Origin of the sequence: Nannocystis pusilla (assembly GCF_026626665.1) — a bacterium.
GTDB lineage: Bacteria > Myxococcota_A > Polyangia > Nannocystales > Nannocystaceae > Nannocystis > Nannocystis pusilla.
In genome coordinates this window covers 7,127,291-7,141,408 of sequence record NZ_JAPNKE010000002.1, presented here as the reverse complement: position 1 = coordinate 7,141,408, position 14,118 = coordinate 7,127,291, and the positions used below count along the sequence as shown (strand labels likewise).

The window sequence follows — 14,118 nt, the reverse complement described above, 5'->3', positions numbered from 1 at the left end:
CATAGTCGCACCGTTGTTGACGAGCAGGGGCTGCTCGTGTCTAACCGAGTCGCCACGTCGCATGTCGACTGTGGGTCGCCATTGTCATCAAGGTCGTGCTCGAAAGAGTGAGCCCACTTCTGCTCGCGCAGGATCGACGGCGGTGATGTGTCCGGCTGTCGTTGTTCGACGAGGATCCATCGAATCGACCGAGCGAAGCGCCCGACTTGGCGAACCTTCTGTCACTCCTCGGCCACGTAGCGCCGGGAGCCAAATCGTGCGAGGAGTCGAGTTCATGCCTTTGCGCGGGCTGGCAGGCGAGCCGGACGAACGGAGCATGAAGCTTGAACCGGCAAGGCCAGAGTCAGGTATGCGCTCCGCGGAGGCTCAGAGCTCCTTGCTGATCGCAAGCAGCTGTTGACGCAGCCATTGATGCGCGGGGTCGAGGTGGCGGCGCTCGTGCCAGTAGAGGTGCATGGAGAACCGCGGAATCGGCAGCGGCGGCTCGTGGATCGTCAGGGGCAGGTGGGTTGCGAAGGCGCGGGCGACCCGTTCGGCGAGGGTGATCACGAGGTCGGAGCCGGCGATCGCGTGCGGGGCGACGAGGAAGTGCTGGACCATCAGGGCGACGCGGCGCGACAGGCCGCGCTCGGCGAGGAGGTCGTCGACGACGCCGCCGGGGGTGCCGCGGGGGGCGATGAAGGCGTGCGGCAGGGCGACGAAGGTGGCGAGGTCGAGCTTCTTGCCGATCTGCGGGTGGTCGCGGCGGGCGAGGCAGACGAACCGCTCGCGGAACAGCCGGCGCTCGCGGAGGCCGGCGCCGGCGTGCGGGCCGAGGGGGTCGGCGCGGGCGAGGCTGCGGTCGGGGGCGACGAGGACGTCGAGCTCGTCGAGCCGCTCGAGCGGCCGTTCGACGGGGAAGTCGCGCGCGACGAGGTCGATGTGGGGGGCGGTCTCGGCGAGGCGCGTCAGCAGCGGCGGCAGCAGGATGAATTGGGCGTAGTCGGCGAGGCCGAGCACGAACCTGCGCCGCGCGGTGGCCGGATCGAACGCGGGCGGCGGGGCGAGCACGGACCGCACCGAGGCGAGGGCGTCGGCGAGGCGCGGCGCGAGGGCCTCGGCGCGCGCCGTGGGCACGAGGGTCTGCCTGTCGCGCACGAGCAAGGGGTCGCCGAGCAGCCGCCGCAAGCGGGCGAGCGCGTGGCTGGTGGCCGAGGGCGACAGGCCGACCCGCCCCGCCGCGCGGGCGACGTGGCGCTCGGCGAGCAGCGCCTCGAGCACGACGAGCAGGTTGAGGTCGAGCGCGGCGAGGTTCGGTTCGTCGTGCATGCCGTGCATGCCGCGAGTGTACATGCTGCACTGGGAGCATGTCGCCGGCGGCGTTAGCTTGAGCCGCGGAGGCAAGGAGCACGATCATGTACGTCATCAGCGGAGTCACGGGGCACACGGGCAAGGTCGCGGCGGAGACGCTGCTCTCGCGGGGGGAGCGGGTCCGGGTCGTGGTGCGCGAGGCGGCGAAGGGGGCGGCTTTCGCGGCCCGCGGGGCCGAGGTGGCGGTCGCCGATCTGGGGGACGCGGAGGCGCTGGCGCGGGCGTTCGCCGGGGCGAAGGGCGCCTACGTGCTGCTGCCGCCGAACCTGACGGCGCCGGACGTGTTCGGATGGCAGGCCGGGCTGCTGACGGCGTTCCGCGCGGCGGCGGAGGCGGTCGCGCTGCCGCACCTGGTGTTCCTGTCGTCGATCGGCGCGAGTCAGCCGTCCGGGACCGGGCCGATCGTCGGGGTCCACCGCGGCGAGCAGGCGCTGCGCGGGATGTCGCGCACGCGGGCGACGTTCTTGCGCCCGGGATACTTCCACGAGAACGTCGCGGCGTCGCTGGGCACGCTCGCGGAGGGCAAGCTCGTGACGTTCTTCCCGCCCGACTTCCCGCTGCAGTCGGCGGCGACGCGCGACATCGGAGCCCTGGCGGCGACGCTGCTCCGCGAGGGTCCGACCGAGGACGGCGCTGTGGTCGAACTCGGCTCGCCGGTGACGTGGAACGAGATCGCCGACGCGATCGGCCGGATCACCGGACAGCGGCCCGCGCTCGTCGCCCTGCCGGCGACGGAGCAGGCGGCGACGCTGCGCGGGCTCGGGGTGCCGCCGCCGGCCGCGGCGCTGTTTCAGGAGATGACGACGGGTTTTATGGATGGGCGCATCGCCTGGGAGGCCGGGCGGCGCCACGTGGCGTCGCAGACGTCGATCGAAGAGACGCTGCGCGGGCTGCTGTCTCGATCGCAAGCGCAGGCGTAGGGCGGTCGGCCTCGGGCAGGCGCCTCTGCGACGTCATGCGTCGACCGGCGGACCACTTTGTCGGGCGCGATGGGCGTCGATCCAGCGGCGCGCGGCGGCTTCGTCGCGGGCGAACTCCAGCTCGAAGTGCTTGTTGCCGATGAGCCGCACCGCTTGAAAGAGCAGGCTCGTCACCGTGCGCATGGCGAAGTTGGCCCCGTACAGCGCGGCCGCGGTGACGTCGTGCGTCTTGTTCCACTCGCCGATGGCGCGGCGCGAATCGTGGGGGATGCCGCTGAGTTGCGTCAGATCGGCGAGCAAGTAGGCGCGGCCCGTCTCGCGCAAGACCTGGTCCGCGCGATCGAGCATCTGGCGGGTCCGCTCGAGGTCGAGCGCGCCGCTGATTTGCAGATGCACGACGTCACCCTCTCGCGTCAGTCGCATGGTCCCGCTCGCGGTCGGTGCAGTCACTGGGGGGCACTATACTACGAGGCGACGACCGGTCGTCGTGGGGCGACCGACGCGGGCGTCGATCGCCGTATACGCCGAGTCGTTCGGGCTCGGCTCCTCCGAGGGCCCGGCAGGGTCGCCGACCGGGTAGATCCACGGATGGGTATTGCTCAGTTCGTTGCGCTCATCGCCGCGATCGAGGCGGCCTGGCGGGCCGTGACGATCGTCTGCATGTCGAGCAGCAGCTTGGCGTCGGCCAGCGCGCCGAGCTCGCCGGAGGCGCCGACGAGGCGGACGAACGCGAGGTTGGCGCCGAGGCTGAGGGCGTCGCGCTCGCTCAGCCACTTGAGGCGGGCGCGCAGGCCGGCCGCGAGCTCGCGGACGGTGGTGACGATGGTCGCGGCCGGCTGGGCGACGAAGCTGAGGATCGCCACCTCGTCGTACTCGCCGGTCCCGATCTTCGCGCCGGTGGCCCGGAATGCTGCGAGCAGGGCGCTGAAGCGCTCGACGATCACCGGCGCCTCGAGGCCGCCGAGGTACAGGATGTGGGCCGCGGTCTGCAGGGGATCGCCGCGCGACAGGCCGGCCTGCTCGTGCAGGGCCTTGTAGATCGCGTCGGTGCCGGCGCCGATCGCCGCGGGCTGCTCCGGGCGACCGACCAGCATGGCGCAGGCCGGGAAGTCCTCGGGTCCGGTCAACCACCAGTGGTGGGCCTTCATCGCCTCGTAGATGCCGTGCAGGCGCTCCACGTGCTCGAGCTCGATCCGGTCGAACAGGCGGCGCAGCACCAGCACCGCGAGGACCTCGTAGACGCCGCCGCGGCGCAGACCGTCGGCGCGGAACATCTGGCGCACGCGCTCGAGATCGTCGAGGAACTCCTCGGGGTGCGCGTCGGCCTTGACCAACTGGGCGGCGATGATGAGGCGGACCGACTCGTCGACGCCGGAGAACCACCTGAGCCGCTCGCCGAGGATCGCGCTGGCGGTGCGGGTGGACGCGGCGAGCCGCTTGGCGTCGCCCGGGGTGACGAGCAGGGTGATCGCGGCGAGGCGGATCGCCACCTTGTCCTGCATCCACCCGCGGCCGGCGTCGAGCGCGGTCAACAGCTCGTCGAAGCGCGCCAGGGGGTCGGGCGGCACCACGAAGCCGGTGTCACCATCGAGGTCGCGAAACGGCATGCGCGCGAGGGTACCTCCGTCCGGCGCGCGGCGGCCGGCCCTCGAGCCGCCCGCGCCGTGCGACCGGGCACACCTGCGTGATTGCGAACAGCCGTCACCCCGGGGCGGGGCGTCCGGCCGCGAGCGCGATCGGGACCGTGCAAAGGCGACGACATGAAGGAGGCGTTCGACGGACACGCCGCGCGGCTAGACGATCGATCTCGCCAGCGTGACCGCCTTCGTCGTCGGGATGTTGGCGATCGCCAGGTCCGCGGCCTCCTGGGCGAGCTCATCCAGCGGCTGCTCGGAGAGGCTGCCCGGGTCGGAGCGCCTCTGCATGAAGGCCGCGGCGAACACGTGGGCGTAGACGCGGCGCCAGATGTCCTGCCGCTCCTCCTGGTTGTCGATGTGCTCGATGCTCATGACGCTCATGCGGTCATGCTAGCACGCTCGTCCGCGGCGCCGCGCAGGCGAGGACGGCGGTCGAATCTGTCCTCCGGGACATGCTCCGTCGCCGCGCTCGGGCGCGCGTGCATGCGTGTGCACGACGCCCGAGGCGGTGCGGCAGCTCAGGCGAGCAGCGCGGACATGTCGATGCGCTCGGGGAACTCGATGTCGAGCGCCTGGGCGATCGCGGAGTAGATGTGGCTCTCGGAGCAATTGCGGCCCGGCGTGGCCTCGCCCGTGCTGCCGTCGAAGCCGTAGGTCTCGCAGGTCGAGGGCTCGATGCCGCCGAACACGCGGTTGCCCTTGAGCAGCGGCGAGACGATCAGCGTGCCGTTGTTGAGCGAGTGGCCGGTGCCCCACGACTCCGCCTTGGCGGGCCGCGTCTTGTCGCGCCCGAACTCGGTGGCGACGTAGATCATCGACCGGTCCCACATCTTGCCGAGCGCGGGATCGCCGAGGTAGTCGAGCTGCTGGAGGAGGTCGACCAGCGCGTCGACGGCCTTGAGGACGTGGCCCCACATCAAGTACTGGGCCATGCGGTGGTCGTTGTGCGAGAAGTCGAAGGCGATCGGGGTGGTGATCAGCTTCTCGTTGCCGAAGGTCGGCTCCTGGCGCAGGCCGATCGTGCTGACGCACGACAGGCCGTAATAGGCCAGGAGCACGGACAGGGCCGCCTGGGACTCCCACGGATCGACGAGCAAGTTGGAGAACTTGCTGGCGAGGGTGGGCAGCAGCGGGCTCGACATCACGCCGTACTTGGGGTCGAGCAGCTCGGGCGGCAGGAGGGTCAGCCGGTCCATCATCTGCGCCGCCTCGAGGCGCGGCTGCACCTCGCGGCGGTTGCCGAGGAAGCGCTGCCGCCTCGGGCTGTCGGCGAAGGTCTTGCCGAACATCGACGCGTCGTCGAGCGATTCGCGGACGCCGCGCGCGCGCTCCACCAGCTTGCGGTCGGGGGCCCCGAGCACGCCCTTGACGCCGTCCATCGCCGCCGCGAAGCCGAGCGGGGAGGCGATGATCTCGGCCTGCGCGAACGCGGGGAGCGAGGCGTCGATGCCCGGCTGGATGTACCCGTCGTTGGCCATGTTGCAGTTCGGGATGATCAGGTCCTCGCCGTGGCGGAGCGCCATGGCCTCCATGATCGTGCGGCCGCGGTTGATCCCGGCGCCGGTCACCGAGCGGTACTGGCCGACGTTATGGTTGACGCTGGTACATTCCTGCGTCAGCACCGTCATCCATCGGTGGTGCTTGGCGAGGAAGCCGTCGAGGTTGAAGCCCAGCTCGTAGAGGTTGCCGAGCAGGCCGACCGGCTCGACGTAGCCGGGGCAGCGGATGTTGCTGCCGGTCGGGGTGATGATCTTGGCGTCGTCGTAGACGTTCAGGGTGTCGGCCAGCGCGTCGTCGTCGACCTCGGTGCGGGTCACCGGCAGGAAGCTGTCGACGATGCTCGCGCCGCCCGTGGCGCACAGGATGAACAGCAGCTTGCGGTCCTTGTCGGCGGTGCTGCCCTCGCGCTCGGTGGCCCGGCCGAGCGCCGAGCCGAGCGCGGTCGTTCCCATCGCTCCGGCCATCGCCAGGAGCATCTGTCGTCGCCCGATGTTGGTGGTCATGGCTTTTCGCTCCCGTCGCTCAGAAGAACAAGAACTCGCTCGAGGTGCCGATGGCGAAGCAGGTCAGCACGGCGAAGTCGTGGGCGGAGACCGGCTCGCCGGCGTCGTCGACGGCGAGGCCGCCGAGCAGCGTCAGCTCGTCGGGCTCCGGGTCGCGCGACAGCAGGCGGCGATACAGCGCGGTGACCGTGGCCGTGAAGGCCTCGTCGCCCTCGGCCGGGGCCTTCTCGCCGAAGTCGAGCTCGGTGAAGACGACCGGCGCGCCGCCGCGATCGAGGTTCGCCCGGTTGACGCAGGCGCTCATGACCACGCGGTCGAGCACGATCGGCGTCGACACCAGAGTGTCGGGCAAGGGCTCGTAGAGGCCGATGCGCAGGGGGTCGGCGGCGCCGAGGGCGATGTGGTGGACCTCGCGGGTGCAGGAGCCGCGACCGAGCTCGTTGCACACGCCGTCCTCGGGCAGCTCGAGCGCGCGCATGAGGTCGCGCTGGAGCGCCGCGTTGCGCTTCCACTGCAGCTCGCCGCGCTGGGCGCGTTGGACCTCTTCGGCGCCGGTGTCCCCGGTGCCGTCGCCGCTGCCGCCGTCGCGACAGCCGCTCGCGAGCACCAGCGCCGGCAGGAGGGAATGAAGGAGAGTGCGCGTGATCATCGTCGTGCTCCTTTCACGGGATCCCGAAGGCGTCGGTGTCGACGAGGCGGTGCAGCAGGCGGTTGGCCGAGTAGCCGTCGGCGGGCAGCGCGGTCCAGACCGCGTCGAATTCTTCGAGCTCGTCCGGCCGGGGCTCGTGGCCGATGGCGTAGACGAAGAACACGTTGGCGAGGTTGCGCTGGAACTCGCGCGACAGCGACATCTCGCGGGCGAGCTCGACGAGGTTGTCGACCTTCTTGTCGAGGACGACGAACTCCGGCTGCGCCTCGTCCCACCCCGGGATGCGCTCGGCCGGGCGCTCGAGGCGGTACGTCCCGGTGCGGTTCAGGTGCTTGAGGTCGATGCCCTCGTAGTAGGCGAACGCGTACGAGAGGGGGTCGAGCGTCGAGTGACACTGGGCGCACGCGGCCGCGTCGACGCCCTTGGCGTCGATGTCGAGCGGCTCGCCCTCGACCGGCTTGACGCCCTGGCTCAGCGACAGGTCGAGCCCGAGGTATTCGCGGTAGGCGTGCCCGGCCGCGACGCGGGGCACCGCCGCGAACATGATGTTGAGCAGCAGGTTCCACTGGGTCGTCAGCATGCCGGCGCGGTGCTCCGGCGCGAGCAGCTGGCCGCCGCCGAACCCCATCGGCGGGTTGGAGATGATGCCGTCCGTCTTCTTCCAGTTGCCGGCGTCGTCGCGGTTGATGTGGTATTGCGCGGTGAGCAGCTCGCGGGCGTCGCGGTCGCCGGAGAGGAGGTACTGCCAGAGGCGGTAGTCCCACTGGTAGTCGGCGAGGGTGATCTTGTAGCCGTTGATGAGCACGTCGGTCTCGGCGCCGAGGGCCTTGACCGGGCGGATCTTCGGGTGCGCGAGCGACTTGAGCGCTTCGTCGATCCAGAAGTCGGACTCGAGGCACTCCGCGAGCGCGTCGTGGATCGCCGCGAGCTGGGCCCCGCCGTCGAGCCCGGCGAACTTCTTGGTTTCGTCGTACGACGGAGAGGCGCCGCAGAACAGCAGGCGCACGCGCTTGAAGGCGAAGGCCGGGTCGTACTCGCCGATCGCGAAGCTCGGGTTCTCGGCCCCCTCGGGCGTGGGCCGCGGCATCCATTGCGACAGCGGATCGCCGGGATCGGTGCCGAGCTCGATCTCCTCGCGGTTGCTCAGGCCGTCGCCGTCGCTGTCGTCGCCCTCGATCGAGCGGAGCGCCGAGGCGATGTTGGCGTCGAACTCGGCGCCCTTCAGCGCGGCGAACAGCGCCCCGCCGTAGGCGTTCCAGGCGACCGGCTGGGTCGACAGGTGGCACTTGTTGCACGTGATGCTGCGACCCATGCACTCGGGCGCGTCGGCGTAGGTCTCGCAGAAGGCGCGCGGGCCCGTGGGTCTGGCCCAGGCCTCGGTGGCGGCCACGCTGACGCCGGCGAACGCCAGGAGACACCCGAGGTGCCTCGCCAGCGCGCGAACGATGAAGACGGTCGGTTTCAGGTGGGGAGGTCGTGCCGCCGGCATGGAAGGTCGTCCGAGCTCAGAGTATGCCACGAGGCGAGTAGCGACCCATGCGTCATCGAAGCGCTTCTGTGGTGCGTCGATGCTCCAGTACAATGTTGTTCATGGACGCCCTGCTCGCCAACCTGCCGACCCTCCTGGTCCTCGCTCGCACCGGCTCTCTGACCGCCGCGGCGATCGAGCTCGGCGTGCCCCGGAGCACGGTGAGCCGCCGCCTGGCTCGACTCGAACAAGACCTGGATGTCGTCCTTGCCGAGAGGAACACGCGCACTTTCACGCTCACCAGGGCGGGACGCCGGCTCGCGGCGGAGGCAGGGGTTTGCTCGCCAGCCTTCACACGATCTCGGACTCGGTCCGCGCCGAGGCGGGGCAAATACGCGGACATTTGCGCTTCGCCATGCCGGCCGGCCTCGGCGGCGCGTTCATCGGGCACTTGCTCGGACGCTTGCAGCGGCAATACCCGGCCGTCGAGATCGAGATCGTGGTGACCGAGCGGCGCCCGCATCTCGTCGAGGGGCGCTTCGACGCGATCGTCACCACCGAGGCGCCGCCCGAGCTGCCGTGGATGCGGCGCAAGCTCGGGGAGGCGCAATTCATCGCGGTCGCCAGCCCGGCCTATTTGGCCGATCGTTCGCCCCCCGCGAAGCCGCAAGATCTGGCGGAGCACGTGGTGCTCTCCGGACCGCGCGGGGTGGAGGGGCTCATGACGTGGCCGCAGCTGCGCGGCACGTCGCTGCCCGTGCGCCCGTGGCTCGTCACCAACGATCTGCCGCTGTTGCGGATCACGGCGCTGGAGGGGCTCGGCGTCGCGCTGCTGCCGATGCACCTGGTGTTCGAGGACCTCGCGGCGAAGACCCTGGTGCGGGTGCTGCCCGACGACATCGGCGCGACGGTCGCGATCATCGCGCTGTTCCTGCCCGAGCGGGCCAAGAGCCCGGTTCTGCGCGCATTCTTGACGGACGTCGCGCGCTACACCGCGGAGCGTGATGCGGCCCGACTCGCGGCTCCGGCGAAGCGCGGGGTGGCCCGTCGCGCCGCGCCGTAGCGTGCGTCGACGGCGGCACGTGGGCCGGGGAGGGGCGAGGATCACTGCAGGTCTTCGCGGCGCAGCTGGCCGTCGTGGGGGCCGCGGCCGGTCAGGGCTGCGGCGCCGCAACGGGCGGCGAGGCGCACGGCTTCGTCCGCGCTCGCGCCGGTGGCGAGGGCGTAGGTCAGACCGGCGGCGAAGGAGTCGCCGCAGCCGTAGGCGTCGACCACCGGCCCCGGCAGCGGGGCGGCCGCATACTGTCGACAATCGCCGTCGACCTCGTAGCTGCCTCCGGCGCTGCCGGCAGTGCGTACGACGAGCCGCGGCGCCGGGTCGAGGTCGCCGGCGGCGTAGCGCTCGGCGGGGTCGCGCGAGCTGCAGACGAGCGCGTCGACCACGATCCCGGCGGCGCGCAGGGTCGGCAAGATCCGCGCGGTCGTCACGACCTTGCGCGCGCGCCGGGCGAGGCGCAGGGCGTCGGGGTCGCCGGCGGTCACGTAGACCGCGTCGACGGCGGCCAGCAGGTCCCACGCCAGCGGATCGGCGGCCTCGGGCGCGAGCCGTCCGCCGATCACGGTGATCGTGCGCTCGCCGGCGTCGTCGACGTACGTGAAGCCGCGGCGCTGGCGGATCGGGCGGACGACGGCTTCGATTTGCAGGCCCAGCGCGGACAGCTCGGCGCGGGCGCGCGTGCCGAGAGAGTCGTCGCCCAGCGCGGTGAAAAAGTGCATGCGCCGGCGAGGCGGGCGAGCTGCACCGCCGCCACCGCGCCGCCGCCTCCCGGGCCCTCCCAGGCGTCGAGGGCGTGGACGATGTCTCCCGCGGCCGGCACCCGGGCGACCCGCACGAACTCGATCCACTCGATGTGCCCGATGACGGCGACGCGCATGAGGCGATCGTGGACCAGACTCGCGTCAGCGTCGAGCGACATGTGCGGCCCGGTCCCGAGGCGCACGTGCGAAGGGCGTCTGGATCGGAGCCGTGCGCGGAGCGGTGAGCGCGGCAGGCCCGGGGTTGGCGTATTCGTCAGTCAGGTCGTATGGCGACTCGCCTCCGCGGATGGGCGGAGGCGAGTCGAGCCGCGTGGGGCGGTCGCGGGCTGTCAATCGATGGCGAAGCAGTAGACGCGGCCGGCTCCGCCCTTGGGGGCGGTGTCGTGGCATCCGCCGTTCTCGTGGACCGAGTTCCACGAGCGGTATTGTTCGGCGTCGTTGCCCATGGGGCCGAGGCCGTCGGAGTGGCCGACCTGGGCGAACACGGCGGGATCTTCCGAGGTCCAGTCGGCGCACGTCTTGCCCGCAGTGACGGTGCCGTCCTTGTTCGTGCCGGTGAGGATGTCGTGCTCGTTGGGCATGGGCGAGCCGACCCACTGGCCCGGGACCATCTCGCCGTTCTCGTCGAGGAACAGCGCGGGGTCGCCGTCCTTGGCGTGCAGCTCGGTGAGGTCGCCGGCGATCAAGACGAGGTCGGCGTTGTACCAGGGGCCCTGACCGATGCGATCCTTGGCGTGGATCGGCTGGTCGTCCGGGCCCTTCTCGACGCTGAGATAGGCGTGCCAGGTCTTGGCGCCCGCGCCGACGGCGTCGGCCAGATCCTGGCAGCGCTTGTCGGCGCCCTCGAGACCGCCGAGGTTGCCCGTCGGGCTCCCGGTGCTCGAGACGAAGAAGCTCATCGAGGGCTCGACAGGTCCGCCGGTGGTGGTCGTCGTCGTGGCGTCGGTCGAGGCGTCGGTGGAGGGCGTGGCGGTGGTGGCGTCGGTCGAGGTGCCCGTAGTGGGCGTGTCGGTGGTGGTGGCGTCGGTGGTGGGCGCGGTGGTGGGCGCGGTGGTGGAGTCGGTGGCGGGCGCGGTGGTGGCGGTGCCATCCGTGGTGGCAGCGCTGGTGTCCGAGGTCGAGCCGGTGCTGGCACCGCCGTCGCTGCCGCAGGCGGACATCACGAGCGAGAGGGTGAGGCCGAGGACGGCACCGGGGCGGCGAATGCTGTAAGTGTGAGCGGTTTTCATGTGAACCCGGGCACCATGCCGCGGAGTCCGCGGAGAGTCCAGCGGACACGGCCGCTGTGACGCCGATCCGCGGCGGGCGCGCTGGCTGCAGCGCCCGCAGGTGGTGGCCTGGCGGCGGGCTCCGGGGGTCGATGGTGACATGACCCGAGAGACAGGAAAAGCCGGATGGCCGGGGCGATACGGTCCGCGGAGCAGTGTGGTGATTCTGCCCTGGCGCGTCGAGGCGCGGAGGGCATCACGGGGCTGCCGGCGCGCAGGCAGCGGGAGCTCGTGGGGTGGGGAGTTCGTCGGAGTCGAAGGCGGGAGGGCGCCACGTGGTTGCTGGGGCGCGGTCGCGGGGAGCGTGCGGGTGCGCTTGCAAGCGAAGCCGTGAACGGCGATGCGAAAACGCATTGCTGTGAATGGGCGAGGTCGTGCGCGGCCCAATTGACAATGCTCGGAGGTGGCTGGACCTTTTAATAAATCGAGCATGACGGGCGAGAGGTCGAGGGCGTGATGTGGTCGCGGCGGCAGTGGTTGGGGCTGGTCGCGCTGGCGGGGTGTCGACCCGATCCGCGCGATCCGGCGTGTCGGCGTTCGGTGGACTACGTCGGGGCGCCGCGGCTCGACGTGGCGGCCGACGTCCTCGACGGGCGGCAGCGCGGGGCGATCGACGGGGCGCTGGCGCCGGCGCTGACGGAGCGGCTGGAGGCGGCGCTCGACGAGGTGCTGGCGAAGTCGCAGGCGCCGGCGATGTCGGCGGCCTACGCGATGCCGGGGGCGGGCCTGTGGTCGGCGACGCGCGGGCTGGCGTGCACGGAGCCGGCGACGCCGGTGACGGCGGACGCGAAGTTCCAGGCGTGCAGCATCGGCAAGCTGGTGACCGCGACGCTGGTGCTGCGATTGGTCGAGCGCGGGCGGCTGCGACTGGACGAGCCGATCGCGCGGTGGTTCCCGCGCTCTCCGGGGAGCTCCCAGATCACGATCGATCACCTGCTGACGCACACCGGCGGGGTCTACAGTTTTAATAGTGGGTCGACCTTCGATCACGAGCTGGCGGAGGCGCATACGCCGGAGTCGCTGGTGGCGACGGCGGCGGAGCACGCGAATCTGTTCTGCCCCGGGGCGACGTGGGCCTACTCGAATACGGGGTACGTGATGCTGGGGCTCATCGTCGAGCGCTGTCACGATATGGCGCTGGCGGAGGTGATCGCGGCGGAGATCGCCGGGCCGCTCGAGCTGCGCGGGCTTGTGGGGCAGCAGGCCGGGGTGGCGGTCGCGGGCCTGGTGCGCGGGCACAAGGACCGGGCGCCGCTGCCGGCGGATACGCACTACGAGGCGCCGCACGGGGCGGGCTCGATCGCCGCGGGGGCGGGCGATCTGGTGCGAGTGCTGCACGCGGTGCTGTCGGGGCGGCTGGTGACGGCGCCGACGGTGACGCGGATGCTGGAAGACATGGCGCCGATGTTCGACGATCCTTCGCTGCGCTACGGGCGAGGGATGATGTTTTATGAAAAAGTGCCGGGCGGGCCGGGGCGGATGGTCGGGCACAGCGGGGGAGCCCTCGGGGCGCGGGCGATCGTGGCGTACCTGCCGGCGGAGCCTGCGTTCGTGGCGGTGATGTTCAACGACGAGCGACCGGCAGAGGCGGGGCTGTGGGCGCTCGTGCAGGCGGGGCGCGGCGGATAGGGGTGCGCGAGTCGAGCTCGCGGGATGAGCGAGGTCGGCGTGACGGTCCCGCGAGAGCGGGCGTGCAGTGGTGGCGGTTGGCGCGTTGGTGTCGATGCGCGCCGGATCGCCGACCTCGGAGCGCGGGGAGCGTCGGCTCCTGTACGCGAGGGCTGAAGGGATGCGCGCCGGCGTCGCCGTTCCGGGTGCTGAATCACGGTACCGACGCGCACATGCACATCGCCTCGTCCGGGCTCCGATGTAAGATTGCCGGCGCCCGGCACCTGCATCTGCGATGCGCAATTGGAGGCGGGGTGACGAACTTATCATGATATGTCTTAAAAGACACATTTGGCAGCCAGCTCGGGGTGTGGCGCCGTTTGAGCGCCGGCGCGATCGCCGGGGCGCGATCGTGGGCGCGGCGGCCGACGCACACCATCGACGTCGAGCGTGTGCTGCGTGATGATGCAAATGATGTACGACACTCCGCGCATTCTCGCCCTCCTCGTTTTCATTGCAGTCGTCGCTTGCGACGTCGACGACGAAACACCGATGCAGGTCGGCGAGGGCGTCATCGGCATCGGCCTCGATTCCAGCGAGCTCGCGGAGCTCGGCATCGACGCGCTCACCGACGCGGCCGATCCCTCGTTCGCGTGCAGCGACAACAACTGGAAGCCGGCCTGGGCCGCGGCGGAGGAGCAGGTGCTCGCTCTCGTCAATCAATGGCGCGCGGCGGGGGCGGTGTGCGGCGGCGTCAGCATGCCGCCCGTGCCGCCTGTCGCCGGTCAGGCGCAGCTCGCTGCGCTGCCCGCAATCACTCGAAGGACATGGGGGTCAACGACGTCATGAGCCACACCGGCTCGGACGGCTCGACCTTCACCGAGCGGATCTCCGCCGCCGGCTACGCGTGGACGGCCGCCGGCGAGAACATCGCCGGCGGCTACTCGACGGCCGCCCAGGTCGTCGACGCCTGGATGGCCAGCACCGGCCACTGCAACAACATCATGAACGGCATTTTTACCCACCTCGGCGTCGGCTACTATTATGCCAAGAGCGCGCCCTTCAAATATTACTGGACGCAGGACTTCGGCAGGAACTGACATCCTCGCGGACAGCGACGCCCGGCTGGCCTTCGAGGGGCTCGTCCGCCGCGCTCTGGTGCGGGTTCGGGACAATGTGATGCGTGTCGAGGTGGTCGAGCGGGGCCCCGAGCGCCGCGGCCTCGAGCATCGCGGAGAGCGAGGCTCGGGGGCCCGGAACAAGGGGAGGCGAAACGACGTGGCCGGGTGTTCGCAGTGGTTGTCGTCACCCGATCTCTGAGTCCTGTGGCCAGAATTCGGCGTCGGTCGGCTCCGAGGTCGCGGAGCGTGATGCGAGGGACGCGAGCCGAGAGTGGT

14 protein-coding genes and 1 pseudogene are annotated in these 14,118 nt (G+C 71.0%); 6 read left to right on the top strand and 9 right to left on the bottom strand.

Annotation, left to right across the window (positions count from 1 at the left end; translation table 11 throughout):
• Positions 1-366 precede the first annotated feature (366 nt).
• A complete protein-coding gene (locus tag OV079_RS31505) occupies positions 367-1,317 on the bottom strand; it encodes a LysR family transcriptional regulator (protein ID WP_267772796.1) in 951 nt (316 codons plus the stop codon).
• Between the two features lie 77 nt (positions 1,318-1,394).
• Between OV079_RS31505 and OV079_RS31500 the strand changes: the two genes are divergently transcribed.
• Entirely contained in the window at positions 1,395-2,270 is an 876-nt protein-coding gene (locus OV079_RS31500; RefSeq protein WP_267772795.1) for an NmrA family NAD(P)-binding protein, read from the top strand.
• A 33-nt stretch (positions 2,271-2,303) separates the two neighbouring features.
• Here the strand turns inward: OV079_RS31500 and OV079_RS31495 are convergent, their stop codons facing one another.
• The 6 genes from OV079_RS31495 to OV079_RS31470 all read right to left on the bottom strand — a co-directional run bounded on the left by OV079_RS31495 (position 2,304) and on the right by OV079_RS31470 (position 7,949).
• Positions 2,304-2,666, bottom strand: coding sequence for a SpoIIAA family protein (locus tag OV079_RS31495; protein ID WP_267772794.1), 363 nt, complete (start codon positions 2,664-2,666; stop codon positions 2,304-2,306).
• A gap of 203 nt (positions 2,667-2,869) precedes the next feature.
• Positions 2,870-3,877: a DUF4003 family protein gene (locus tag OV079_RS31490; protein ID WP_267772792.1), complete on the bottom strand. Its 1,008-nt coding sequence runs from the start codon at positions 3,875-3,877 to the stop codon at positions 2,870-2,872.
• A 186-nt stretch (positions 3,878-4,063) separates the two neighbouring features.
• Positions 4,064-4,288 carry a plant Invertase/pectin methylesterase inhibitor family protein gene (locus OV079_RS31485; RefSeq protein ID WP_267772791.1) on the bottom strand — a complete coding sequence of 75 codons (225 nt, stop codon included), beginning with the start codon at positions 4,286-4,288 and terminating at the stop codon, positions 4,064-4,066.
• Positions 4,289-4,425: 137 nt separating this feature from the next.
• A complete protein-coding gene (locus OV079_RS31480) occupies positions 4,426-5,910 on the bottom strand; it encodes a DUF1501 domain-containing protein (protein ID WP_267772790.1) in 1,485 nt (494 codons plus the stop codon).
• Between the two features lie 19 nt (positions 5,911-5,929).
• Positions 5,930-6,559 (bottom strand): hypothetical protein, encoded by a 630-nt coding sequence (locus OV079_RS31475; protein WP_267772788.1) that lies wholly within the window; start codon positions 6,557-6,559, stop codon positions 5,930-5,932.
• Between the two features lie 13 nt (positions 6,560-6,572).
• Positions 6,573-7,949, bottom strand: coding sequence for a DUF1585 domain-containing protein (locus OV079_RS31470; RefSeq protein ID WP_267772786.1), 1,377 nt, complete (start codon positions 7,947-7,949; stop codon positions 6,573-6,575).
• Positions 7,950-8,095: 146 nt separating this feature from the next.
• Here OV079_RS31470 and OV079_RS58920 point away from each other — a divergent pair.
• Both OV079_RS58920 and OV079_RS31465 read left to right on the top strand, forming a co-directional pair.
• Positions 8,096-8,329 (top strand): annotated as a pseudogene (locus tag OV079_RS58920) (helix-turn-helix domain-containing protein); the annotation flags it as partial.
• Positions 8,330-8,364: 35 nt separating this feature from the next.
• Entirely contained in the window at positions 8,365-9,090 is a 726-nt protein-coding gene (locus OV079_RS31465; protein WP_267772785.1) for a substrate binding domain-containing protein, read from the top strand.
• Between the two features lie 41 nt (positions 9,091-9,131).
• Here the strand turns inward: OV079_RS31465 and OV079_RS31460 are convergent, their stop codons facing one another.
• Both OV079_RS31460 and OV079_RS31455 read right to left on the bottom strand, forming a co-directional pair.
• The gene (locus OV079_RS31460) at positions 9,132-9,803 is read right to left on the bottom strand and encodes a PfkB family carbohydrate kinase (protein WP_267772784.1); all 672 of its coding nucleotides are present in this window, start codon (positions 9,801-9,803) and stop codon (positions 9,132-9,134) included.
• 371 nt (positions 9,804-10,174) lie between these two features.
• Positions 10,175-11,074 (bottom strand): DUF1554 domain-containing protein, encoded by a 900-nt coding sequence (locus tag OV079_RS31455; protein ID WP_267772782.1) that lies wholly within the window; start codon positions 11,072-11,074, stop codon positions 10,175-10,177.
• A 495-nt stretch (positions 11,075-11,569) separates the two neighbouring features.
• Between OV079_RS31455 and OV079_RS31450 the strand changes: the two genes are divergently transcribed.
• The 3 genes from OV079_RS31450 (at position 11,570) to OV079_RS31440 (ending at position 13,821) form a co-directional block, all read left to right on the top strand.
• Positions 11,570-12,742 (top strand): serine hydrolase domain-containing protein, encoded by a 1,173-nt coding sequence (locus tag OV079_RS31450; protein WP_267772780.1) that lies wholly within the window; start codon positions 11,570-11,572, stop codon positions 12,740-12,742.
• Between the two features lie 531 nt (positions 12,743-13,273).
• The gene (locus OV079_RS31445; protein WP_267772779.1) at positions 13,274-13,570 is read left to right on the top strand and encodes a hypothetical protein; all 297 of its coding nucleotides are present in this window, start codon (positions 13,274-13,276) and stop codon (positions 13,568-13,570) included.
• Entirely contained in the window at positions 13,549-13,821 is a 273-nt protein-coding gene (locus OV079_RS31440) for a CAP domain-containing protein (RefSeq protein WP_267772778.1), read from the top strand. Before OV079_RS31445 ends, OV079_RS31440 begins: the two co-directional genes overlap by 22 nt.
• Positions 13,822-14,118: the final 297 nt, after the last annotated feature.

What these genes read in the sequence shown, in the direction of transcription:
- OV079_RS31480 (WP_267772790.1), bottom strand. Translation starts at nt 5,910, where the DNA reads ATGACCACCAACATCGGGCGACGACAGATGCTCCTGGCGATGGCCGGA.
- OV079_RS31500 (WP_267772795.1), top strand. Translation starts at nt 1,395, where the DNA reads ATGTACGTCATCAGCGGAGTCACGGGGCACACGGGCAAGGTCGCGGCG.
- OV079_RS31445 (WP_267772779.1), top strand. Translation starts at nt 13,274, where the DNA reads ATGCAGGTCGGCGAGGGCGTCATCGGCATCGGCCTCGATTCCAGCGAG.
- OV079_RS31490 (WP_267772792.1), bottom strand. Translation starts at nt 3,877, where the DNA reads ATGCCGTTTCGCGACCTCGATGGTGACACCGGCTTCGTGGTGCCGCCC.
- OV079_RS31505 (WP_267772796.1), bottom strand. Translation starts at nt 1,317, where the DNA reads ATGCACGGCATGCACGACGAACCGAACCTCGCCGCGCTCGACCTCAAC.
- OV079_RS31475 (WP_267772788.1), bottom strand. Translation starts at nt 6,559, where the DNA reads ATGATCACGCGCACTCTCCTTCATTCCCTCCTGCCGGCGCTGGTGCTC.
- OV079_RS31450 (WP_267772780.1), top strand. Translation starts at nt 11,570, where the DNA reads ATGTGGTCGCGGCGGCAGTGGTTGGGGCTGGTCGCGCTGGCGGGGTGT.
- OV079_RS31455 (WP_267772782.1), bottom strand. Translation starts at nt 11,074, where the DNA reads ATGAAAACCGCTCACACTTACAGCATTCGCCGCCCCGGTGCCGTCCTC.
- OV079_RS31460 (WP_267772784.1), bottom strand. Translation starts at nt 9,803, where the DNA reads ATGCACTTTTTCACCGCGCTGGGCGACGACTCTCTCGGCACGCGCGCC.
- OV079_RS31440 (WP_267772778.1), top strand. Translation starts at nt 13,549, where the DNA reads ATGGGGGTCAACGACGTCATGAGCCACACCGGCTCGGACGGCTCGACC.
- OV079_RS31485 (WP_267772791.1), bottom strand. Translation starts at nt 4,288, where the DNA reads ATGAGCGTCATGAGCATCGAGCACATCGACAACCAGGAGGAGCGGCAG.